Origin of the sequence: Hyphomonas sp. GM-8P, from assembly GCF_003263315.1 — a bacterium.
Lineage (GTDB): Bacteria > Pseudomonadota > Alphaproteobacteria > Caulobacterales > Hyphomonadaceae > Hyphomonas.
In genome coordinates, this window is the sequence record NZ_AWFE01000072.1 from 90,262 (window position 1) to 110,687 (window position 20,426).

Here is a 20,426-nt window from a genome sequence, read left to right on the forward strand (position 1 = left end):
GTTGGCGAAACAGGGAGATCCACATGACCGCGACCGTCAGAACAGAAAACGATATTTCCGTCGTCACCATGGATGACGGCAAAGCCAATGCGATCAGCCTCGACATGCTGGAAGCGGTCAACGCCTGTCTCGACGAAGCCGAGAAGGACGGCAAGGTGCTGGTGCTGACCGGACGCGAGGGCAAGTTCTCCGCCGGGTTCGACCTCAAATTCCTGGCGACGTCTGATGGCGACGGTGTGCGTAAGCTGGTCACCGGCGGCGGCAAGCTGGCCATGCGCCTCTTCACCTCGAAGATGCCGGTCGTCATCGCTTCGACCGGGCATTCCATCGCCATGGGCGCGTTCATCCTACTGGGTGGCGACACGCGGATCGGTACGCGCGGTGCCTTCAAGATTGGTGCGAATGAAACGGTCAACGGCATGACCCTGCCGGGCTTCGGCGTCGAACTGCCGCGGGCGCGCCTCAACCCATTGTACCTGACCGAGGCTCTGGTGCAGGCACGCCTGTACACGCCGGACGAGGCGGTCCCTGTCGGCTGGCTGGACAAGGTGGTTGAACCCGGCGCTCTGATGGATGCGGCCATGGAAACGGCCACCGCGCTGAAATCCATCGCCAATGGCGCGTATTACGGCAACAAGATGCTGGTGCGGAAACCGGCCATCGACGCGATCATGCCAACGCTGGAACAGTCGACCGTCTAAACCGCGACTATGGGCTCTGCGGGGGCGGCCGATGGCGCTAGTTCCCGCGAAATCTCCCGGATGAGGTCCCGCAGCCAGGTCAGCGCAGGGTCCCCGGCATATTCGCGGTGCCAGTAGAGCGTCGATTCCGGCGCAGCGAAGTCGAATGGCAGCTCCTGCAGGACAAGCCCCGCATGTTCCACGATCTGGCGCGGTGCGACGAGCGCGAATTGTGTGTGCCGCACGATTTCCAGCGCCGGCATATAGTTCGGCAGACGGTGCGCCGGGGTGATGCGGCGGCCATGCGTGCGCGCCAGTTCCTCGATTAGGCTTCGGCCTTCCCGGCGGCTGGAGACGGTGATGTGGCGCAGCTCGAAGAAACGCTCGGCAGTCAGTGGTTGGTTCGCCTGCGGATGATCCGGCGACAGGACACAGACATAGGGCGTTTTCAGAAGCGCTTCGCGTTCCATGTCCATGCCGAGCAGGTCGGCCACGTCGATGGCGAGATCCAGACGGCCGGTGGCAAGCTCGGCCGCGACTGCTGATCTGTGCAGCTGGCTCCACGAAATCCGCACGCCTGGCGCGACCTGTTCGAGCCGCGCTGCCAGGATCGGGGCGATCAGGAAGGCGCCGGCATCGCGGGCCGAGAGATTGAATACGCGAGTCGAGCGGGACGGTTCGAACACCGAACGTGGCTCCAGCCCCGACCGCAACCGGTCGAGCGCCTCGCGCACGGCGGGCATCAGGGCTTCGGCCATGGCGGTCGGCTTCACGCCGCGGCCTTCGCGCACGAATAGCGGGTCTTCGAAATGGGTGCGCAGCCGGGAGAGCGCATTGCTGACCGCGGGCTGGGTGATGTGCAGGAATTCACTCGCTCGCGTCAGGCTGCGCTCGTCATAAACCGCTTCCAGTACCGGTAACAGGTTCAGGTCGATGGACCGTAGGTTCATGGCAAGCTCACAATCATCACCATCTGTGATGTTTGGGCTTCATATAATAAAGTTCCCGAATAGTCGAGCCTAGGGCATTGTCCGCTCCGTCGACAGTGGAGTAACCCAATGCGCGTGGCGCTACAGCCAGCCAGCCGCCTTCATCAGCATGACCGCGCCAATTGCGGTGACGAGGTATTTCATGCCGCGCTTGAAGTTCACGTCGCTCATCCGGTCCAGCACTTTGCCGCCAAGCGTGGTGCCGAGCATGGACAGGGGCGCCGCCGCCGCGATCAGCCACCAGGGCGGCAGGGCATGAACGCCCGCTGCCATGAGCACGGGCGTGCTCCAGAAAATGATTTTCACGAAGTGCGCCAGCACCTGCGTCACCGCCTTGGTCGCCACGATGGCGTGGCGCGTCATGTCGGTGTGGACGAAGAACTGGTCCAGCAGCGGGCCGGACACGCCGGCAATCGTATTCAGCGACTGAACGACAAAGCCCGCGCCTTCGGCCTGGAAGCGCTTCTGGATGTCGAGATCGAGCAGTTTTTTTGGCAGCCAGACCAGCATGGCAACGCAGCCCAGCAGCACATAGACCATTTGTTTGTCCGGCCGCCAGCTGAGCGCGAACAACAGGCCGACCGCCAGGACGGAACCCGTCGCGTAGCGGCGGAAGATGTGCCAGTCGATATGGTCCCGCCACAGGAAGGCGCGGTAACCGTTGGAGACCATCTGCACGGCGCCGTGCACGATCATCGCGGTCGCGACCGGCACCAGGGCTGCCAACACACCCATGAAGATGATGCCGCCCGCCATGCCGAAAATGCCCGAAATGAAACTGGTAACCAGCACAGTGACGAGAATGATGGCGGCAGCAATCGGGCTCATGCGCGCGATCTAGACCGGATTGCGATTCGGCGCAAAGCGGCGACCTTCCGCGCGGCCCCGTCAGAAAAGATTGCAAAGAAAGAATTTGCGGCCGGATGGCCGCACGGACTACCAATAGCTCAACGAAACGAAGTGAAGGAGGATAGCCATGGCTGATACTCAGCAATCCATGGACGCAATGGCCGAACTGAATGACCTGCGTATGTCGGAGGAGGCAAAGCCTCTCTACGAACATGTGAAGCGGTTCATCAAGGAAACGGTCGAACCGATGTATGAGGAATTCGAACGCCTCGGCGAGAACAAGACCGACATCTGGTCTTATGCGCCGGGCCAGCTCGAAGCTCTCGAAAAAGCCAAGGACGAAGCCAAGAAGCAGGGCCTCTGGAACTTCTTCCTGCCGGACGCCGAAACCGGCGAAGGCCTGAAGAACCTCGACTATGCCTACATCGCCGCCGAACTCGGCAAGGTGCCGCTGGCGTCGGAAACGATGAACTGTTCCGCGCCGGACACCGGGAACATGGAAGTTCTCGAACGTGTCGGTACGCCGGCCCAGAAGGAGCAGTGGCTGAAGCCGCTTCTCGAAGGCAAGATCCGCTCCGCCTTCGCCATGACCGAGCCGGCCCTGCCGTCGTCGGACGCCAAGAACGTCTCCATGAGCGCCGTTCTGGAAGGTGACGAGTGGGTGCTTAATGGTGAGAAGTACTATATCTCCGGCGCAGGCGACCCGCGCTGCAAGATCATGATCTGCATGGTGAAAACCAATGACGGCCCGGACGTGAACCGCCGTCAGTCGCAGATCCTGGTGCCGCTGCCGCATCCGGGTGTGACCATCGTCGGCCCGATGCACGTCTTCGGCGATCCGGATGCTCCGCATGGTCACATGCACATCCGCTTCGAGAACGTCCGTGTTCCGAAGGACAACATGCTGCTCGGCGAAGGCCGCGGCTTCGAAATCTCGCAGCTGCGTCTCGGCCCGGGCCGTATCCACCACTGCATGCGCTCCATCGGCGCGGCAGAGAAAGCCCTCGACCTCATGGTCGTGCGCGGCATGACGCGTCAGGCCTTTGGCCGCGACCTGATCAAGCTGGGCGGTAACCTCGAAAAAGTGTCTCGCGCACGGATCGAGATCGAAGCCATGCGCATGATGGTCCTCAAGGCCGCCAAGGCGATGGATGTCCTCGGCAACAAGGAAGCCCGCGTCTGGATCTCCATGGTCAAGGCCATGGTGCCGGAGCGCGTCTGCGATATCATCGACGATGCGATCCAGATCCACGGCGCCACAGGTGTGTCGCAGTGGACACCGCTGGCTCGCCTCTACGCCAACCAGCGCACGCTGCGTCTGGCTGATGGTCCGGATGAGGTGCACCATATGGTGGTGGGCCGCGCCGAGACTCGCAAGTACACCGGCGAAGAGGAAGATCCGGCGATGGCCGCTGTCTGGCGCAAATAAGCCAGCAGAGGCCTGATTGCAGGCCAGACTTCAACAAGGACAAATGGCGCGGCCCTCGAATGGGGACCGCGCTTTTTTTATGTTGCAGCGGCCTCCAGCGCGTCCTCCAGCCGGTCGTCACCCCAATAAAGCTCATCCTCGACGATGAAGCTCGGGGCACCGAAAATGCCGCGCTCGAAGGCTTTGTCCACATTCGCCTTGAGACGGTCCTTGTTCGCTTGGGTCTGCGCTCGGGCTAGCGCGTTCGGTCCGGCACCGGCCATCACGGCCAGCCGCTCCAGCAGGCCTGCATCGGCGATATCCTTTCCGTGCGCGAATTCTGCAGAATAGACGGCGCGCGTGAAATCCTCGCCCCAGCCTTCATCCAGTCCGACCAGCGCGATGCGCGCCGCGGCGAGCCCGTTTTGTGGGAAAGCACCAGGCCCCGTTTCCGGCAGGCGCTTAAAAGGGAGGTCATGGCGCTCCGCCCTGCGGGCCATGTCGCGCCACATATATTCGCCCTTCGCCTTGTAGATGTTGAAGGGGGACGTATCCCACCCCTGAGCGGAGAAAACCGGACCCAGCAGAAATGGCCGCCAGTGAACGGCCAGGCCACGCGCTTCGGCAGCCGCGCCGATGCGCATTGCTGTAAGATAGGAATAGGTCGATCCGAATTCGAACCAGAATTCGAGCGCGTGCGTCATCTGCGGCCCCGCTTGTCTCAAGCCGGCAAGCTAGAACCCTACAGGTCCGCAGGAAAGAGGGCGTTGTCCTAGAAGCGGAATGTATTGCCGAAGCGCAACACGGCGCTCGTCTGGACGGAGCGGAAGTTACGGCGGAAATCGTCGCCTTCGATATAGGCGCCGTGGCCGAGGGAAAAGAACACTTCGGTCTGAGGACGCAATTCCCAGTTCACCCGCCCGAAGAAGGACAGGCTGTTGCTGATATTGTCATACTGGGTCTGTGTCGTGACCGAGAGGTCCGTCGAGACGTTGAACACGGTTTCCAGCGATCCAATCTGTACACTGACATTTCCGGACGGTACGGAAATATCCTCCCGCTTGTAGCCGGCCTTCAGGTCGACATGCGGGTTCGGGCGGAAGTTCACATTGAAATCGTAGCGCTTCGAATCGCCGCCATAGAAATCCTTGAACTCGATCTCTGACGTCGTGCCCCACGAACGGACATAGGAGGACTGAACGCGGAACTTCACGCCATTGTTGTCATAGACGCCGACTGGCACGACCAGCCTGCCGGGCAGGAAGAAAGGCGTATTGATATGCTCTTCGTTCTGGCTGGCGGTGAAAGTCAGGTCGTCTGTCCAGATCGTGTTGGCGTTCAGGACAAGCGAATTGACCGTGGTCTCGGCATTGCCGTCGAGGTCGGTGATGTATTCATGGCTGGTGCCGAATTGCCACCAGCGGAAGTGTCCGCCCGACTGGCGAAACCGCCGGTGCCAGTCAGCACTGAAGGTGCGCGTGCCGGGCCGGTTCACGAAGCCGAGCGCCGGGGCGAAATCCTCGCCAATCTGGCGGGCTTCCAGGCTCCAGGCCCATTTGTCGTTCGGATAGTCGAACTTCGCCCCGAAGGAATCGTCGTCCTCCAGCGTCGAGGAGAAGGTGCGCTGGTAGAATACGTCCGCCTGCATCCGCCCTCCGCCGAAGAAGGACGGCACGCGATAGCTGAAATCGGCCCCGGCCAGCGTGTTGTCCGACAGGCCCGTCGGGTCGCCATTGGTGGCAATAAAGCCCACACGGGACTGGTCCAGCACATCGACGGTGGCGCGAGCGACTGACAGGTTCTGCGACCCGATGGAGCCGGTGCTGCCGGTCTGCGCTGACAGGACACCGATTTCGATGCCGTTGATCTCACCGCTCAGTTTGAGGCCCGCATCCACTTTTACGGACTGGCCATTCACGATGCCAATGCGGCGGGAGAAGAATGGCTGGCCGTTCGGGGCACCAGCAAAGGTCTGGCCTGCGAATTCGAACAGCGCTGCGTCCTGCAGGAAGAAGTCCCGCGTTTCGGGGAAGAAGAGCGAGAAGCGGCCCGTATTGATCTGGCGATCGTCCAGCGGCGTGTCGGAGAAGTCCGTATTTAGCGTCAGGAGGCCGGTCAGGGACGGCGTGAACTTGTACGAGATGTTCGCGCTCGGTTCGATCGTCAGGTCGTCGTCGCGCGGCTGGGCCCAGCGCCGGTTTCCGGCAAGGCCCGCCTGCAGCTGCACGTCGAAGCCCTTGCCTTTGTTGATGTCCTGAATGCCTTGGATATAGCCAGGACGGGCGAAGGCGAACTTGTTGACTGACTGGTCGATCCCGGCCCAGCGGATTTCCTCGTTCGCGTGGGCGTGTTCGCGCGTCATCATCAGGCCCCAGCCGTCGGAGGCCGGGTCGAAGCTGAGCGACCGGAACGGCAGGGAAATTTCTGCCGTCCAGCCATCTTCCGTCAGCACGCTGTCGGCGTCCCAGATGATGTTCCAGGCATCCACGGGCGCCTGTCCATACCGGATCAGGCGCTCGGTGCGGGCACCAAGGGCATTGATGTCGAACCCGAAGCCGGACGTGCCGGTGTTGAACGGGTCAATATAGAAGCGGAACATGTCGTCCCGCCAGATTTCGCCGTCGCGCTCCAGCACAGACGCCAGGATCGCCTCTGGCATGTCGTCCTGTGCATAGATGCCGACATAAAGATTGTTTTCGTCATAGGCGAAATAGACGCGCGTCTCGACGCTGGGCGGGCCGACATTCGGTTCCACCTGGTAGAACTCCGTCACCTCGGCCGACTTCGACCACATGGCCTCATCCAGCTTGCCATCGATGACCGGGGCTTCGTTCGTGTCGATCCGCACCGGGCGGACCGTGGGCTGATAGGTGGTGAAATTGCGGACCGGCGGTTCGTCTTCAGCCATGGCCAGCCCGGCGCCGGACAAGGCGATGTAGGCGCCCAACATCCATCGATGCACGTCGATTTCCTCCCGGTACTTTACCCGACCGCCTTTGACGTATCGTTCTCTCGCTGCCCGTCGAATAGGTAGCGTCGCGCGGCAGCGCCAGCCCTTCTTTCGTTGCAGCCCGACATTTCTGCGAGTGCCTGAATTTCAGGCATGACGCTGCCATGGCTCTCCCACCAGACCTTGCGGAAGTCTGCAGGGACGGCTCTAACTTTCCGATCAGGGGTATGATGGAGAGAGGGTAGACGGATGAAGGTGTGGCAAGTGAGCCGTCGCATGCGCCAGATACACAATGTGCTGGCTCTGGTCGTGGGCACCCAGATTCTCCTCTGGATGGTCTCGGGTCTCTATTTCACCCTCTATCCAATTGAAACGGTACGTGGCGCACATCTGCGGGCGCCGGTGGAGCAGGTGCTGAACGTGCCGCCGGGGGGCTGGGTGCCTCCTGGGTCGCTGGCGGAAGGGGCGCGGGACGTCACGCTCAAACCCTGGCTTGGCCGTGCGGTCTATGTCGTGGAGCGCGGCACCGGAGCACGAATGTTCGACGCCGTCACTGGCGAACAGCTGAGCCCGTTGGGCGAGGCCAGTGCCCGGGCCGTTGCACAGGCAAACTGGGGCGGGCAGGGCACGTTGGCATCCGCGGAACTGGTCGACGCCGCCCCCTCCGAATCCGGCCGCGAGGGCGAGCCCATGTGGCGGATCGAGTTTGAAGGCAAAGACACGGCCACATTCTGGGTCACGCCGGATACAGGCGAGGTCCGCGCTGTGCGAACCGGCGTCTGGCGGTTGTTCGACCTGATGTGGGGCCTGCACATCATGGATTGGTCTGCCCGTGTAACCATCGCCAGCTGGTGGATGAAGGCCTTCGCCTTTGGCGGGCTGATGATGTCGCTTGCGGGCGCCTGGCTGCTCGTGCGGCGCGTTTCCATGGGGACATTGCTCCGCTAGCACAGTTCGTCAGAAAGGCGCATTCCGGCAATCCTCGGGATTGCCGGAGGCGCGCAGTCATTTTTGCAACTGCATCCGTGTGTCCGGGATGTTCCGTGCCACCTGGGTTTCACCCAACCGGCTTGCGAAACGCAGCACGGTGAAGCCCAGCAGTCCGGACGCAACGGATCCCATCAGGACGCCCAGGCGGACCTGATCCAGCTCGGCGGCTGTGCTGAAGGCGAGGCTGCCGATGAACAGGCTCATCGTGAAGCCTACGCCGGTAAGACAGGCGACGCCATAGACCTGTACCCAGCTGACGCCGGACGGCAGTCGCGCAATGCCAAACTTCACCGCCACATAGGTCAGGCCAAACACGCCGAGTTGCTTGCCGAAGAACAGGCCAAGCGCAATACCGAGCGGGACCGCCCCGGTCAGCGCGTCCAGGTCGACCCCGCGAAGGTCCACACCAGCATTGGCAAAGGCGAAGACAGGCAGGATCATGTAGGCGACCCAGGGATGGAGACCGTGCTCCAGCTTGTGAAGCGGCGACTGCCCGCTTTCCTTGCGCGGGGACAGCGGAATGGCGAGCGCCGTCAAGACGCCGGCAAGGGTCGCATGCACGCCGGACTTCAGTACACAGACCCAGATGAACATTCCAACCAGGACATAAGGTGCAATACGCTTGACGCCCATCCGGTTCATGAGCAACAGGCCGGCAAATCCCATGGCTGCCAGGCCAAGCGCCTGAACCGAAAGCTGCTCTGTATAGAACAGGGCGATGATCAGGATCGCGCCGAGGTCGTCGATGATCGCGATGGCAAGCAGGAAGATCTTCAGTGCGACCGGCGCGCGCGTGCCAAGCAAGGCTAGAATGCCGAGCGCAAACGCAATGTCGGTTGCCGCGGGGATCGCCCAGCCGCGCAAGGTCTCCGGGGACGACATGTTGAGCATGACATAAAGCAATGCCGGCCCGGCCATGCCGCCAATGGCGGCCAGCGCCGGCAGCACGGCCTTGTCGAAGGACGACAACTCGCCTTCCAGGATCTCACGCTTGATCTCAAGTCCCACCAAAAGGAAGAAGACGGCCATCAGCCCGTCATTGATCCAGAGCAGCAGGGGCTTGGCGATTTCCAGCGCGCCAACCTGAACGGCCACCGGCGTCGAAAGAAAGCCGCCATACCAATGGCTGAATACGGTATTGTTCGCGGCAATCGCCAATGCAGCCGCCAGCATCAGAATGAGGCCAGCAGCGCTCTCAAGTCTGAGGAAATCCTGGATACGGGCGACAACTTTGGTCATGAACAATAATCCTTGTGCGCAGGGTAGCGGGGTCTGGTGATTGGCAAAAAAGCAAACGATCCCGCCGGCAGTCCCCCCTGCCTGGCGGCTGAGGGTGTCGGAGAGTAGGGACCGGACAGAGGGAGCTGCCGGGGGATCGTGACGGCCAGGAGTGTTGGTCCTGTCAGGGGCAGGTCCTGGACGTGTTCAGGTGTGTGGGAGGGCTAGTCGTCAAGAAAGCCGAAGCGTTCCTTGCGCCGCCGCAGGCGGCCGCCTTCGCCTTCCCACCGACCGATGGCTTCGGCATCCTCGCGGGTGCGAATGCGTGCCGGAGCCAACTCGCCTCTGCGGGGGCGCTCTTTGCGCTCCCTGGGCTCTGCAAAATCGGCCATTTCCTCGAGGAAGTTCGTAATCAGATCTTTGAGGACAGACATTGTCTTTACCTTTTTCTATGCGCTGATTGGAACTCAGGCGGCCCGCCGGATACGGCGCCGGCGGCGGCGGTACTGGGAGGGCGTTTCCGCGATACTCTTGCTGTACCCGTCCGCTTTCGGACTGTTGTCAGTGGCATCCACGAACCGGCCGCCACGGCCCGGACTTGCCGGGCCAATCTGGCTCCCCGTCCAGAGGTCGTCGGTCAGTCGATACATTTGATTTGTCTCCTTTTGGCTCTTGCGATGCACCGGATATGAGGCCATATCCGCGATAGCTCAAATCGAATGTATCTTTTTATCTGATAGGTTTTTCCGAAGTATGAGGCCAACCCTTCGCCAGCTCCAATACATTGTCGCCGTCGCGGAATCGGGCCGGTTCCGGGATGCCGCATTTCAATTGGGCGTCAGCCAGCCCAGCCTTTCCGAGCAGATTTCGGATGCAGAAGCGCAGCTGGGCGTGACACTGATCGAACGCGCCCGGACCGGTGCCGTGCTCACACCGGCAGGGGCGGAAGTCGTGCGCCGCGCACGGATTGTCCTGACTCAGGTGGAAGACCTGAAAACGGTTGCACGGCAGGTCGCCGGTGACCTCGCGGGGCGCTACAGGCTCGGCACATTGCCGACCATCGGGCCTTATCTGTTGCCGAGCGCCGTTCGGGAGCTGCACCAGCTCTACCCGGATCTCCGACTGGGCGTCCGGGAAGAGCGGACGATCGACCTTGATGAAAAACTCAATGACGGCCGGCTCGACATGATCATTTCGACGGCTGAGGATCATCTGAATTCAGAGTCCATGCAGCTCTTCGATGAGCAGCTCTATGTCTGTACAGCATCGGACGATCCGATCGGCGGAGGAGACGGGGCGCTGAAGCTTTCGGCGCTCAAGGGCCGGGAAGTGCTCAGTCTGGGGTATGGTCACCGCCTCAGTACGGTGGTGCAGAAACTGGCCGAAGCAGCAGGCGCCCATGTGTCGACGGAATACGAAGGCACCTCGCTTGACGCGATCCGGCAGATGGCAGGCATGGGCGCAGGCATTGCAATTGTTCCCAGTCTTTATGCCGTGATGGAGGCAAGCAAAGACCCGGACCAGATTGTTCGTCCAATCGATCATCCCCTGGCGCGCCGCCAGATCAGCCTGGTGTGGCGGTCCGGGTCTCCTCTTGAGCAAAACATCCAGAAACTGGGACTGGTTTTCCGGGATGTGGCGGCGGATCTTTTGCCGCAGGCAGGAAAATCGGTGAAAGGAAAAACCTAACCAGAATTCAGTTTCATTCGATTTTACTTATCGTGTCCTTGCGTCCACCTTCCGGTTACAGACAAAATGGAAGGAGCCAAAAGATTGGTGTACGGTATTGTTCAAGTTTTGCCGGCTCGGCCAGTTTCAGCGCGCAGTGAGTCATCGCGCACAAGTGCAGATGACCTGCGGACTGCGGCGTTTGAATGCCAGTGGCCGATAAGCCCGGACAGCCTGCGCGAGGTCATCCTGTCACGCGTTGACTGGGGTCCGTTTGACATTTCTTGCCGCAGGGACCCCGAGAGCGAAGACCTGTGTCTGTGTACCGTTCACTATACAGGCCCCCTTCGGGAGCGCCCGCACCTCATGGCCAGCTTCTGGCATGTGATGGAGCAGTTTTCGTTTTATGCGGGCCGGGTGCGCGAGCAAGAGGGGCGCATGGGATACAAAGATCGCATGCGCGTAACTGGTTCGCGCTAAAGGTCCGCCGCCGCTTTGGCAGTTTGTGCGGGCGAGGGCAGGCTCACGGCCTCTAACGTCCGGTTCCCCCGCAGGGGGTCAGTCGGAAAAGCACAGCTTGTTTCCATCAAGGTCTCTGACATAGGCGGAGTAACGCGGTCCACGCTGGCCCGGCGCACCTTCGCAGGTGCCGCCGAGGTCAATGGCCCGTTCATGAAATTGTCTGACCGCTTTGGCGGTTCCGACACAGAAGCCCACCATGGTTCCATTCCCATTGGTGGCAGGCTTCTCGTCAAAGGGCAGCGCCGCCGCAAATGCAAAATCCTCACCCAGCCAGTAGGTCATCCTGTCTGACGGGGAGACACGCTTCAGGCCGGACGGCACGAAGAGCGCATCGTAAAACTTCGTGGAGGCGGTCATGTTGTTTGTTCCGAGAACGACATAGTTCATTTTCATGGCGGGATCTCCTGTGCGCCGATGACAGGATGTCACCGGCCTGGTTCCTGGTGTGTCCACCTCTTATTGATAAATACGACATTTTATGTCCTATTTCTTAGATGGCGCGGACGAACACGACAGGCAGGTTGAGGAGGATGGAATTGCTGGCCGTCCGGCTGAAGCAGGACGCGCATTGCACGGTCAGCGATCTGGCACGCCAGTTCGGGGTCAGCGAGCGAACGATCTCGCGAGATCTTTCCCTCATGCGGGACCAGGGCATGCAGATCGACGCCGACCGCGGAAGGGGCGGAGGTGTCCGGCTGGACCGCAACTGGGGTGTTGGTCGGATCAACCTGGCCTATTCGGAGGCAGTCGACCTTCTGATCAGCCTCGCCGTCGCAGAGCAAATGAAATCGCCCATGTTTCTGGCGAATCTGGACTCGGTCAGGCGGCAATTGGTGGCCTCCTTTTCACCGGCAAAACGCGACACGGTGGAGCACCTGAAATCTCGCATCCTCGTGGGGGTTACGGCGTCGACCTATGTCCAGGCGGGGACCGCATCGCCGCCGAAGCCGGTCGTTCAGGCCTTGCATCAGGCGTTCACCGATCAGGAGATGCTAGAGATACGATATCAGAGAGAGGATGATGAGACGTCCAAACGGATCATCGAACCGCACTACCTTCTGCTGAAATACCCGGTCTGGTACGTCGTCGGATTTGACCATTTGCGGAAGGCGCCGCGCACATTTCGCTGCGACCGCATATTGGCCGCGTCAAGAACGGGTACCCATTTCCAACTTTTGCCCAAGGAAGACTTCCCGCTGATGCCGGATGGAGACGAATTGGTGATGTGATCGCCTCCGGCCTTGCAGACCGGTTCGTCAGAACGGCACGTTCGGGTCGTCCTCGCCTTCGCCACCGGGGGCGAGGCCGAGGAAGTCGAAGACTTTCGGATCGTGCAAATGGCTCGGCCGGACGGTGGCGAGGGCGTGGGCCATCACCTGGCGGACGCCGGGTTTCTTGCGTTCCCATTCGGTCAGCATCTGTTTCATCGCCACGCGCTGCAGGCCGTCCTGGCTGCCGCACAGATTGCACGGGATGATCGGGAAATTCATCGCGACTGAAAACTTTTCAAGATCCTCCTCCGCCGCAGTGATCAGGGGACGGAGCACCATGACGTCGCCCTCGTCGTTCAGCAGCTTCGGCGGCATCGCGCCGAGGCGGCCGCCATGGATGAAGTTCATCATGAAGGTCTCCAGCGCATCGTCGCGGTGGTGGCCAAGCACAATGGCCTCGCAGCCTTCCTCCCGCGCGATACGGTAGAGAATGCCCCGGCGCAGGCGCGAGCACATGGAGCAGAAAGTCCGCCCCTCGGGCACCTTGTCGGTGACAATGGAATAGGTGTCCTCGGTCACGATGCGGTAGGGCGCGTCTATCTTCTCCAGCCATTCCGGCAGGATGTGTTTGGGAAAGCCGGGCTGGCCCTGGTCGAGGTTGCAGGCGATCAGGTCCACGGGCAGGGCGCCCTGGTATTGCAGGTCCATCAGAACGGCGAGGAGGCCATAGCTGTCCTTGCCGCCGGAGAGGCAGACCAGCCATTTCGGCCGGGAGGCGGCACCGCTTTCCACCGCGCGCCGGTCAACCATGCCATAGGTGTCGATCGCCTGAAGGGCGCCGCGCACCAGTCGCTTGCGCAGCTTCTTGAAGCTCACCGAATCCGGCGTCTCCGCGAACAGCGGCGGCGCACCCGTGAAAGAGGTCACATCATCTGCCATGGCGTGCAGCTTTGCCATGGCTGGGCGCCAATGCACAAGCCCGGGAAGACGGCAAGCCCGGGCTGTGTCATGAGGGGATCCATCAGACTTGTTTCCAATTCCGGAGGCTTTCATGAAGCTGCACGTGTCGTCAGACCTGCGCTATTCTTTCCAGCCCGGGACAGGGGCCGTTGTTTCGGTTCATGCGGCGACCTCACCGGACCAGGCCGTCATATCGGAAAACCTTGAGATCGACCCGCTGCCAGAGCTGGTCTTCGATCCGGCGGATGCTCGCGGCGAGCGCCGGTTCCGGGGGGAGTTCTCCGGCGATGTACGCATCCGGTACGAAGCGATTGTCGACAATGGTACGCGATCTCTCCTTCCATCCGGAGCGACCCGGCACGCCTGGCCGGACCTTCCGACCGAAGCGCTCGTCTTCCTGTTGCCCAGCCGCTATTGTTCGTCGGACCGGTTCATCTCATTCGCGGAGAGAACGTTCGGAACGATCCCGCAGGGCGGCGCCATGGTGCAGGCGGTGCTGAACTGGCTTTCCGAAAACATCGAGTATGCGTTCGGCATCAGCAGTTCCGACACGACAGCCGAGCACACATTTGTTGAGCGCAAAGGCGTTTGCCGCGACTTTACCCATCTCGGCATCACGCTTTGCCGTGCGCTCAATATTCCGGCCCGCGCAGTCAGCGCCTATGCGATGGGGCTCGAGCCGCAGGATTTCCATGCGGTGTTCGAGGTGTATCTTGAGAACGCCTGGTGGCTCGTCGATCCAACCGGGCTGGTGCCGGTGGAAAATCTGGTCCTGATTGGTGTCGGGCGCGATGCTGCGGACATCGCTTTCCTGTCTACCTCGTCACCCTGCAGCCTGATCAGGCAGACTGTGAAGGTCTCGCCTGCGGTCTAGGTGAGGAACGGAATCCGGAACCAGCGCTTGATTTTCCACCAGCGGCGCAGGCGCTTGTTGTTCGGCGCGTCGTTGGCCCCGCGCGGGATCAGGATATCGTTCATCCGCGGCTGGTAATTCCGGATCAGGTCTTCCTCAACGCGCGCCCGGTCGGCCGGTTTTTTTACAACCATTACATGGCGTTCGGTCGCCCCGCGTTTCCACCACGCTTCCCACCAGCGCTCATGTCCGATCAGGCGCGAGCGGAAATTGGTGGCCTTGCCGATATACAGCGGCTCCAGGAAGAACACGAAGCGGCGGCGCACAAAGATGTAGATTCCGCCCTCATCCGGCAGGCCCTTGCGCGTCAGCGTAATATTGAATCGGTACGGCCGGCCGGACTCGCCCCACCAGGTATGCCAGCCAAACAACAGGATCATGGGTCCCTCCACGTCGATTCCGCGAAGCTCGGCTGAGACGGTTAATGGGCGGTTAACCCTCTGGCATCTGGTGAACGTAGACTTCGTTGTGCGTGATCAGGCCGTCTTCGATGATGACGAGGTCAAACCCACGCATCAGGCCGTCCTTGCCGCCTTCGCCGATATGGCAATACCAGCGGCCGCAATAGCCGCCGGGGATCGGCCAGGTTTCGTCAGGCTTGTAGACCATGGGCGGGGTCGCGCCGAAGAGGCCCGTCAGATAGGTCCGCAGCTCGTCCCGGCCCTGCAGGCCCCCGGCGGTTTGCGGATCCTTGTAGACCGTGTCCGGCGAATAGAAGCTGACGAGGCGCTCGACATCCTTGCGGCTCCAGGCATCCAGCCAGCCGGCATTGAAACCATCGATGCTGAAACTCATGCGGCGGTCTCCGTAGCTTCGCCCAGCACGCGGGCGCGGTGGGCTTCGGTAAAGAATTCCGGCGGCACGGTTTCGGGTCCGGCCATGATGGCGATACCGTGAATGCCGAGGCTCGGATCCTCGGCTTTCCGCGTGTGATAGGACAGGCGCCGGGCCTTGGCAGTCTCCCCGAACTCCATGTCGAGGATGGCCTGCAGTTGGCCTGCGAAGCGGAGCCGGCGCATGCGCTCTGCACGTTCTTCGGCATAAGAGCTGAAATCTGGTGCGGCGCCGTCTGGCGTCTCCTTCAGGATCTCAGACACGATACGCACATCGCGATAGGTGATCGAGAGGCCGAGGCCATTGATCGGGTCGTTCCAGCCCGCCGCATCTCCGATGAGCACGCAGCCCTGGGCAAACGGTTCATCCGTCCAGCTGTCATTGTTGAAATAAGAGTAGAGCGGCCCCGCGGGCGTACCGTCCGCGAGCGCGGCGTTGTGTGGGGCGCATTCCATCCGGAATGCCTCGAGGAACCGTGCAGGGCCCTCTACGCCCGCGAAGCGGCCTTTCTCTTCCAGTGCATAGCCGCCATAGACCCGCACGCGACCGTCGCCCTGCGGGAAAGCGAGGAAGCCGAAGCCGCCCTCGGTGCCGATGGCCTGCCGCTTCGGATCCCAGCCTTCAACGTTCTCGACCAGCAGGCCGGTGAACCAGTGGTGCGGCCGGTCCTGATGCAGCTGGATGCCGGCGGCGGCGCGCACCATGGATTGCCGGCCTTCCGCGCCGACGATCAGGCGGGCTTCAATCGTCTGCTGCTTGCCGTCATGCGTGAAGGTGACAGACGGCGCTTCGCCGAGCGTGACGGACTCGACGTTCACAGGCCGCAGGCAAGTCGCGCCCGCCGCCGCGGCGGCATCGTAGAGCGTCTGGCAATGATGCGGATGGCCGATGCAGAGCGGACCCGGAATATCCGGGATCAGCATGTTCAACGGCAGGGGCGAAGCCTCGCACAGTTCCGGCGGCAGGCTTTCGTCATAAGTGATGTGTTCCGACAGATGATGCCCGCCCGCCGCGATCAGCGTGTCGTAGAGGCCGACGCGTTTCGTCTCCACCACGCCCCAGGGCGCAATCCATTCGCCGCGCACGCGGTCTTCGAATTCTTCGGATTTCTCCAGAACCAGCACGCTGCGCCCCGCCCGGGCCATGACGGTGGCCAGCGCGCTGCCGCCGATACCGCCGCCCACAATGACAAGATCGTAAAACATCGGTTTCCTCCATCCGGCCTCTGACGGGCCTTCAAAATGGAAGATGCCTCGAAGGCTGAGGGCTGACAAACCCTGACGCGGGGGAGGCCTGACGGGGCGTCAGGCTGACAGGCTCGCCTTGCGCACCGGGGCAAAGCTCATTCGGTGGCAGGGCGCCGGGCCGAGACGCGTCAGCGCTTCGGCGTGCGCTGCCGTGCCATAGCCCTTGTGCTGGGCAAGGCCATAGCCGGGATGCGCCGCGTCCAGATCCTGCATCAACGCGTCGCGGACGGTCTTGGCGAGGATGGAAGCGGCGGAGATCGCAGGCTCCTTCAGGTCGCCCTTCACGATCGCGCGGGCATCGCAGGTGAGACCGCCGGGCAGGGCGTTGCCGTCGATCAGCGCGAGGGACGGCGCGTGCTGCAATCCTTCCACCGCGCGCCGCATGACAAGGAAAGTCGCCTCGCGAATGTTCAGCCGGTCAATCTCCTCGACGCTCGCATGCGCCACACACCAGGCCATCGCCCGTTCGCGGATCAGCGGAGCGAGGGCTTCGCGCTTTGCTTCGGACAATTTTTTTGAATCCGTCAGGCCTTCGATCGGTTGGGCAGGATCAAGGATCACGGCTGCTGCCGTCACCGGCCCGGCCCAAGGGCCACGGCCGGCTTCATCCACGCCGCAAATGAGGTTTCCGAACAGGTCCATGGGCCGAACAGATCGCGAGTCGGGCTTGCGCTCCACCGCGCAGCACGGTTCAACTGCCGCGAACGGCGGCTACCTCCGGAGACCAATCCCATGACCGAATTACTTGCTTCACCGGCCTTCTGGGGCAGCCTTGCCACCCTGACCTTCCTGGAAATCGTACTGGGCATCGACAATCTGCTGTTCGTGTCCATCGCGACCGGCAAGCTGAAGGGGGACCAGAAGCGGACGGCCACCCGCATCGGCGTCTGGGGTGCCATGGTGCTGCGCATCGCGATGCTGGGCCTGATCTTCTGGATCCTGCAGCTCGACAAGTCGCCTCTGTTCCACCTGCCGCATGCGCTGGCCGTCTTCGTGGCGAACGGCAGCACGGAGGTCATGCATCACGTCGAAGAAGTAACGCTGAAGGACCTCATCCTGTTCGGTGGCGGTCTGTTCCTTCTGTGGAAAGGCACGCAGGAAATCCACACCGCCGTGGAGGGCACCGGCCACGAAGAAACGACGGCGCAGGGCAGCTTCAGCAGCGTGGTCATCCAGCTGTTCGTGATCAACATTGTCTTCTCGCTGGACAGTGTGATCACCGCTATCGGCATGACGGACCTGCTGCCGGTGATGATCGGGGCCGTCGTCCTGTCGACCTTTGTCATGGCCGTCGCCGCCACCCCTCTGGCAAATTTCATTGCAGACCACCCGACGACCAAGATGCTCGCGCTGGCCTTCATCCTTCTTGTCGGGGTGGCGCTTGTGGCCGACGGTCTCGGCTTCCATATTCCGAGGGGCTATCTCTACTTTGCTATTGCATTCTCGCTGGCGGTGGAGCTGCTCAACATTCAGGCGCGGAAACAGGCGCCAAAAGCTGGAGGACACTGACATGCACGAGCCTTACCGGATAATCATGCACGAAACCGGGGGCACGGACGTGCTGAAGGTGGAGCACTTCGAACCACGCCAGCCGGGCCCCGGCGAAGCGCTGGTCAAGCAGGCGGCCTCCGGCCTCAATTTCATCGACACCTATTACCGCACCGGGCTCTACCCGGTGAAGCTGCCCTTCGTGCAGGGCTCCGAAGGGGCCGGCACGGTGGAGGCGGTCGGCGAAGGCGTCACCAATGTGAAACCGGGTGACCGCGTCGCCTATCTCGGCGCCGGCACTTACGCGACGCACTTCACCGGTCCCGCCGCCCGCATGGTGAAACTGCCGGACGGGATTTCGGAAGAGGACGGCGCGGCCGTCCTTCTGAAAGGCCTGACCGCCTGGATGCTGTTGTTCGAGATTCGCCCGGTGACCGACCGCGATACCGTGCTGATCTGGGCGCCTGTCGGAGGCGTCGGCACCGTGCTGACGCCATGGGCCGCCAGCCTCGGCGCGCGTGTGATCGCAGTCACCTCGACACCGGAGAAGGCCGAGAAGGCCGAAGAGCTGGGCGCGAGCGACACGATTGTCGGATACGAGGATGTCGCAAAGAAAGTTCGTGAACTGACGGGTGGTGTTGGCGTCGATGTCTCGCTCGACAGCGTCGGCAAGCGCAGCTTCGAAGCCTCGCTGTCCAGCCTGAAGAAGCGCGGCTGGATGATTTCCTACGGCAACGCGTCCGGCGCGGCAGACCCGATGCCGCCGGGACGTTTAGCCGCCGGTGGGTCGCTGATCCTGACCCGGCCGTCCCTGTTCAGCTTCATCGAGTCTCCGGAAGACCTGGCCCGCGGCGCACGCCATCTGTTTGCCGCCATGAAGACCGGCACTTTCGGCGCAGACATCGGCCAGCGCTTTTACATGAAGGAAGCCGGCAAGGCGCACGAAGCCCTCGAAAGCGGCAAGACCACCGGCGCCACGGTGCTGATGCCATGAACCGGGCCGGTCGTCTGGCGGCCGGTCTGATCTTTGCCCTGCAGCTGGCCTATGCCATCGTGCTGGCCGCAGGACTCGCGGCGCTTCCTTCGGCGGAGGCGCCGATTCCAGACCCGTATTTCACGGCGATGGAGCTCCTGATCCTGCTGATCGCGCCGCTCCTGGTGATCCTGATGGCGGCTTTGCATTCAGCGGTGCCGCAGGCGGAAAAGCTCTTCAGCCTCTGTGCGCTGGTGTTCATGGCCATGTGCGCGGCGGTCACCTCGCTCGTCCATTTCCTGATCCTCACTATCAGCCGTGACCTGCCGGGAAACTGGGACAGTGTGTTTGCCTTCCGCTGGCCATCAGTGGCCTACGCGGCGGACATTCTGGCATGGGATGTCTTCTTCGCCCTGTCGGTGCTGAGCGCTTCGCGCGTATTCCGGTCTCCGGGATTGTCCCTGTGGACGGGCCGGGTATTGCTGGCCTCCGGAGTCTTGTCCCTGCTGGGCCTGCTCGGCGTTGCGACGGGCGACATGCAGGTGCGTAATATTGGCATTCTCGGCTATGCGGTGGTCTTCCCGGTGGCCGCCCTGATGATGCGGAAAATGTTCAGCCAGCAGAATTTCTGACGACTTTCCGGTCTTCGTCGATGTGGATCTCCGCGCCGGGGCGCCGTCCGCCCGCCAGCATGCGCCGGGTAAGGCGCTCGTAGTGTTCGACAAAGCGGCGGACCCAGTCGCGCCGTTCGTCCGGCATGGGTTCGCCGCGGGCCGCCCACAGCCCGGCTTCCTGCTGAAGGCGCCAGCCGAGGATGCAGTCAAAGTCTGGTGGCACGATATGGCAGAAGCCGTCCGCCTCATCCCAAAGGTCGCTATAGGTCCCTGCCAGCGCCGATTCCTGATGCCGCCGCCAGTCGCCTGTGCGGTCTTCCGCCTCGACCGGGTTGAGCGGCGCATCCATGGCCGCGCGGGCATCCGGCACCGCTCCCATCAGCCAGCCTTCGATCACGATGGCAGCCGGGCGTCCGGTGAAACTGTTCCAGTCAGATACTGGCGTGCGGTCATCCTTCAGCTTGTTGAACACCGGCAGGAGGGTTTCCGTTTCGCAGACGGCCGAACGCAAGGTGGAGACCGTCTTGGCCAACAGCGTGAGATCGTGCGTGCCCGGCGGTCCGCGCGTCATGAACAGGGGGCTGATGCGGCGGGCGAGTTCCATCCGTTCGGCGTGGGTCAGGTAGAAATCGTCTATACTCGCACCGGCAATGGGCAGGGATATCGTTTCGGTCGCCTTTGCCAGTGCCGTCGATTTACCGGACCCTTGTGGACCGGACAGCATCAACAGCGGAACATGGCCTTCAGGTGCGGCCGCAATCGCGCGTTCGATCCATGCGCGTACGGCGCTGGCAATTGTGTTCACGGCGCGGCCCCCCTTCCGTCCGAACCCTCTGGCTTTGGCCTCATCGACTTTGGCATGGCACCATCCGATCACCATGCTAAGGTTGATGAGAACCAATCTCAAAAAGA

At 62.1% G+C, this 20,426-nt stretch carries 24 protein-coding genes; 9 read left to right on the plus strand and 15 right to left on the minus strand.

What is annotated here, in order from left to right; all coding sequences use genetic code 11:
- The first annotated feature begins 23 nt into the window (after positions 1 to 23).
- Complete coding sequence (locus HY26_RS10775) at positions 24 to 701, plus strand: crotonase/enoyl-CoA hydratase family protein (RefSeq protein ID WP_034766044.1); 678 nt, start codon at positions 24 to 26, stop codon at positions 699 to 701.
- On the opposite strand, the gene HY26_RS10780 is transcribed toward HY26_RS10775, so the two are convergent.
- Both HY26_RS10780 and HY26_RS10785 read right to left on the minus strand, forming a co-directional pair.
- The gene (locus tag HY26_RS10780) at positions 698 to 1,630 is read right to left on the minus strand and encodes a LysR substrate-binding domain-containing protein (RefSeq protein ID WP_112073578.1); all 933 of its coding nucleotides are present in this window, start codon (positions 1,628 to 1,630) and stop codon (positions 698 to 700) included. The genes HY26_RS10775 and HY26_RS10780 overlap by 4 nt on opposite strands.
- Positions 1,631 to 1,750: 120 nt before the next feature.
- The gene (locus HY26_RS10785; RefSeq protein ID WP_034766048.1) at positions 1,751 to 2,497 is read right to left on the minus strand and encodes a sulfite exporter TauE/SafE family protein; all 747 of its coding nucleotides are present in this window, start codon (positions 2,495 to 2,497) and stop codon (positions 1,751 to 1,753) included.
- Between the two features lie 148 nt (positions 2,498 to 2,645).
- On the opposite strand from HY26_RS10785, the gene HY26_RS10790 reads away from it, so the two are divergent.
- Positions 2,646 to 3,947 (plus strand): acyl-CoA dehydrogenase family protein, encoded by a 1,302-nt coding sequence (locus tag HY26_RS10790; RefSeq protein WP_051599874.1) that lies wholly within the window; start codon positions 2,646 to 2,648, stop codon positions 3,945 to 3,947.
- A gap of 77 nt (positions 3,948 to 4,024) precedes the next feature.
- Here the strand turns inward: HY26_RS10790 and HY26_RS10795 are convergent, their stop codons facing one another.
- The gene (locus HY26_RS10795) at positions 4,025 to 4,630 is read right to left on the minus strand and encodes a 2-hydroxychromene-2-carboxylate isomerase (RefSeq protein ID WP_112073579.1); all 606 of its coding nucleotides are present in this window, start codon (positions 4,628 to 4,630) and stop codon (positions 4,025 to 4,027) included.
- A gap of 68 nt (positions 4,631 to 4,698) precedes the next feature.
- A complete protein-coding gene (locus HY26_RS10800) occupies positions 4,699 to 6,888 on the minus strand; it encodes a sugar-binding protein (protein ID WP_146740208.1) in 2,190 nt (729 codons plus the stop codon).
- Between the two features lie 264 nt (positions 6,889 to 7,152).
- Between HY26_RS10800 and HY26_RS10805 the strand changes: the two genes are divergently transcribed.
- Entirely contained in the window at positions 7,153 to 7,824 is a 672-nt protein-coding gene (locus HY26_RS10805; RefSeq protein WP_139068832.1) for a hypothetical protein, read from the plus strand.
- Between the two features lie 57 nt (positions 7,825 to 7,881).
- On the opposite strand, the gene nhaA is transcribed toward HY26_RS10805, so the two are convergent.
- The 3 genes from nhaA to HY26_RS10820 all read right to left on the minus strand — a co-directional run bounded on the left by nhaA (position 7,882) and on the right by HY26_RS10820 (position 9,734).
- Positions 7,882 to 9,105 carry a Na+/H+ antiporter NhaA gene (gene nhaA / locus HY26_RS10810; RefSeq protein ID WP_112073581.1) on the minus strand — a complete coding sequence of 408 codons (1,224 nt, stop codon included), beginning with the start codon at positions 9,103 to 9,105 and terminating at the stop codon, positions 7,882 to 7,884.
- A 203-nt stretch (positions 9,106 to 9,308) separates the two neighbouring features.
- Positions 9,309 to 9,518 carry a hypothetical protein gene (locus HY26_RS10815; RefSeq protein WP_112073582.1) on the minus strand — a complete coding sequence of 70 codons (210 nt, stop codon included), beginning with the start codon at positions 9,516 to 9,518 and terminating at the stop codon, positions 9,309 to 9,311.
- 33 nt (positions 9,519 to 9,551) lie between these two features.
- Entirely contained in the window at positions 9,552 to 9,734 is a 183-nt protein-coding gene (locus HY26_RS10820) for a hypothetical protein (RefSeq protein ID WP_112073583.1), read from the minus strand.
- A 103-nt stretch (positions 9,735 to 9,837) separates the two neighbouring features.
- Between HY26_RS10820 and HY26_RS10825 the strand changes: the two genes are divergently transcribed.
- Positions 9,838 to 10,773: a LysR substrate-binding domain-containing protein gene (locus tag HY26_RS10825; RefSeq protein WP_112073584.1), complete on the plus strand. Its 936-nt coding sequence runs from the start codon at positions 9,838 to 9,840 to the stop codon at positions 10,771 to 10,773.
- A 537-nt stretch (positions 10,774 to 11,310) separates the two neighbouring features.
- On the opposite strand, the gene HY26_RS10830 is transcribed toward HY26_RS10825, so the two are convergent.
- Positions 11,311 to 11,667 carry a VOC family protein gene (locus tag HY26_RS10830; protein ID WP_112073585.1) on the minus strand — a complete coding sequence of 119 codons (357 nt, stop codon included), beginning with the start codon at positions 11,665 to 11,667 and terminating at the stop codon, positions 11,311 to 11,313.
- A gap of 97 nt (positions 11,668 to 11,764) precedes the next feature.
- Entirely contained in the window at positions 11,765 to 11,914 is a 150-nt protein-coding gene (locus HY26_RS19235; RefSeq protein ID WP_233351598.1) for a hypothetical protein, read from the minus strand.
- Between HY26_RS19235 and HY26_RS10835 the strand changes: the two genes are divergently transcribed.
- Positions 11,859 to 12,503, plus strand: a complete 645-nt coding sequence (locus tag HY26_RS10835) for a helix-turn-helix transcriptional regulator (protein WP_370453442.1) — start codon at positions 11,859 to 11,861, stop codon at positions 12,501 to 12,503. The two genes, HY26_RS19235 and HY26_RS10835, sit on opposite strands and share 56 nt — an antisense overlap.
- A gap of 27 nt (positions 12,504 to 12,530) precedes the next feature.
- On the opposite strand, the gene ttcA is transcribed toward HY26_RS10835, so the two are convergent.
- Complete coding sequence (gene ttcA, locus HY26_RS10840) at positions 12,531 to 13,424, minus strand: tRNA 2-thiocytidine(32) synthetase TtcA (protein ID WP_112073587.1); 894 nt, start codon at positions 13,422 to 13,424, stop codon at positions 12,531 to 12,533.
- Positions 13,425 to 13,536: 112 nt separating this feature from the next.
- Between ttcA and HY26_RS10845 the strand changes: the two genes are divergently transcribed.
- On the plus strand, positions 13,537 to 14,319 hold the full coding sequence (locus HY26_RS10845) for a transglutaminase family protein (protein ID WP_034766066.1): 783 nt from the start codon (positions 13,537 to 13,539) through the stop codon (positions 14,317 to 14,319).
- On the opposite strand, the gene HY26_RS10850 is transcribed toward HY26_RS10845, so the two are convergent.
- The 4 genes from HY26_RS10850 to rnhB all read right to left on the minus strand — a co-directional run bounded on the left by HY26_RS10850 (position 14,316) and on the right by rnhB (position 17,081).
- The gene (locus HY26_RS10850) at positions 14,316 to 14,738 is read right to left on the minus strand and encodes a GIY-YIG nuclease family protein (RefSeq protein ID WP_051599878.1); all 423 of its coding nucleotides are present in this window, start codon (positions 14,736 to 14,738) and stop codon (positions 14,316 to 14,318) included. The two genes, HY26_RS10845 and HY26_RS10850, sit on opposite strands and share 4 nt — an antisense overlap.
- Before the next feature lie 52 nt (positions 14,739 to 14,790).
- Positions 14,791 to 15,153, minus strand: coding sequence for a nuclear transport factor 2 family protein (locus tag HY26_RS10855; protein WP_034766067.1), 363 nt, complete (start codon positions 15,151 to 15,153; stop codon positions 14,791 to 14,793).
- On the minus strand, positions 15,150 to 16,397 hold the full coding sequence (locus HY26_RS10860; protein ID WP_112073588.1) for an NAD(P)/FAD-dependent oxidoreductase: 1,248 nt from the start codon (positions 16,395 to 16,397) through the stop codon (positions 15,150 to 15,152). The genes HY26_RS10855 and HY26_RS10860 overlap by 4 nt, the downstream gene beginning before the upstream one ends.
- Before the next feature lie 99 nt (positions 16,398 to 16,496).
- A complete protein-coding gene (gene rnhB / locus HY26_RS10865) occupies positions 16,497 to 17,081 on the minus strand; it encodes a ribonuclease HII (RefSeq protein ID WP_112073589.1) in 585 nt (194 codons plus the stop codon).
- Between the two features lie 90 nt (positions 17,082 to 17,171).
- Here rnhB and HY26_RS10870 point away from each other — a divergent pair, with 90 nt between their 5' ends.
- Genes HY26_RS10870 through HY26_RS10880 form a run of 3 tightly spaced genes read left to right on the plus strand, consistent with a single transcriptional unit; the run spans position 17,172 to position 19,532 of the window.
- Positions 17,172 to 17,948, plus strand: coding sequence for a TerC family protein (locus HY26_RS10870; RefSeq protein ID WP_034766075.1), 777 nt, complete (start codon positions 17,172 to 17,174; stop codon positions 17,946 to 17,948).
- A 1-nt stretch (position 17,949) separates the two neighbouring features.
- On the plus strand, positions 17,950 to 18,921 hold the full coding sequence (locus tag HY26_RS10875) for a quinone oxidoreductase (protein WP_034766077.1): 972 nt from the start codon (positions 17,950 to 17,952) through the stop codon (positions 18,919 to 18,921).
- Positions 18,918 to 19,532: a hypothetical protein gene (locus tag HY26_RS10880; protein WP_112073590.1), complete on the plus strand. Its 615-nt coding sequence runs from the start codon at positions 18,918 to 18,920 to the stop codon at positions 19,530 to 19,532. The genes HY26_RS10875 and HY26_RS10880 overlap by 4 nt, the downstream gene beginning before the upstream one ends.
- Here the strand turns inward: HY26_RS10880 and HY26_RS10885 are convergent.
- A complete protein-coding gene (locus HY26_RS10885; protein WP_112073591.1) occupies positions 19,513 to 20,394 on the minus strand; it encodes a hypothetical protein in 882 nt (293 codons plus the stop codon). The genes HY26_RS10880 and HY26_RS10885 overlap by 20 nt on opposite strands.
- Positions 20,395 to 20,426: the final 32 nt, after the last annotated feature.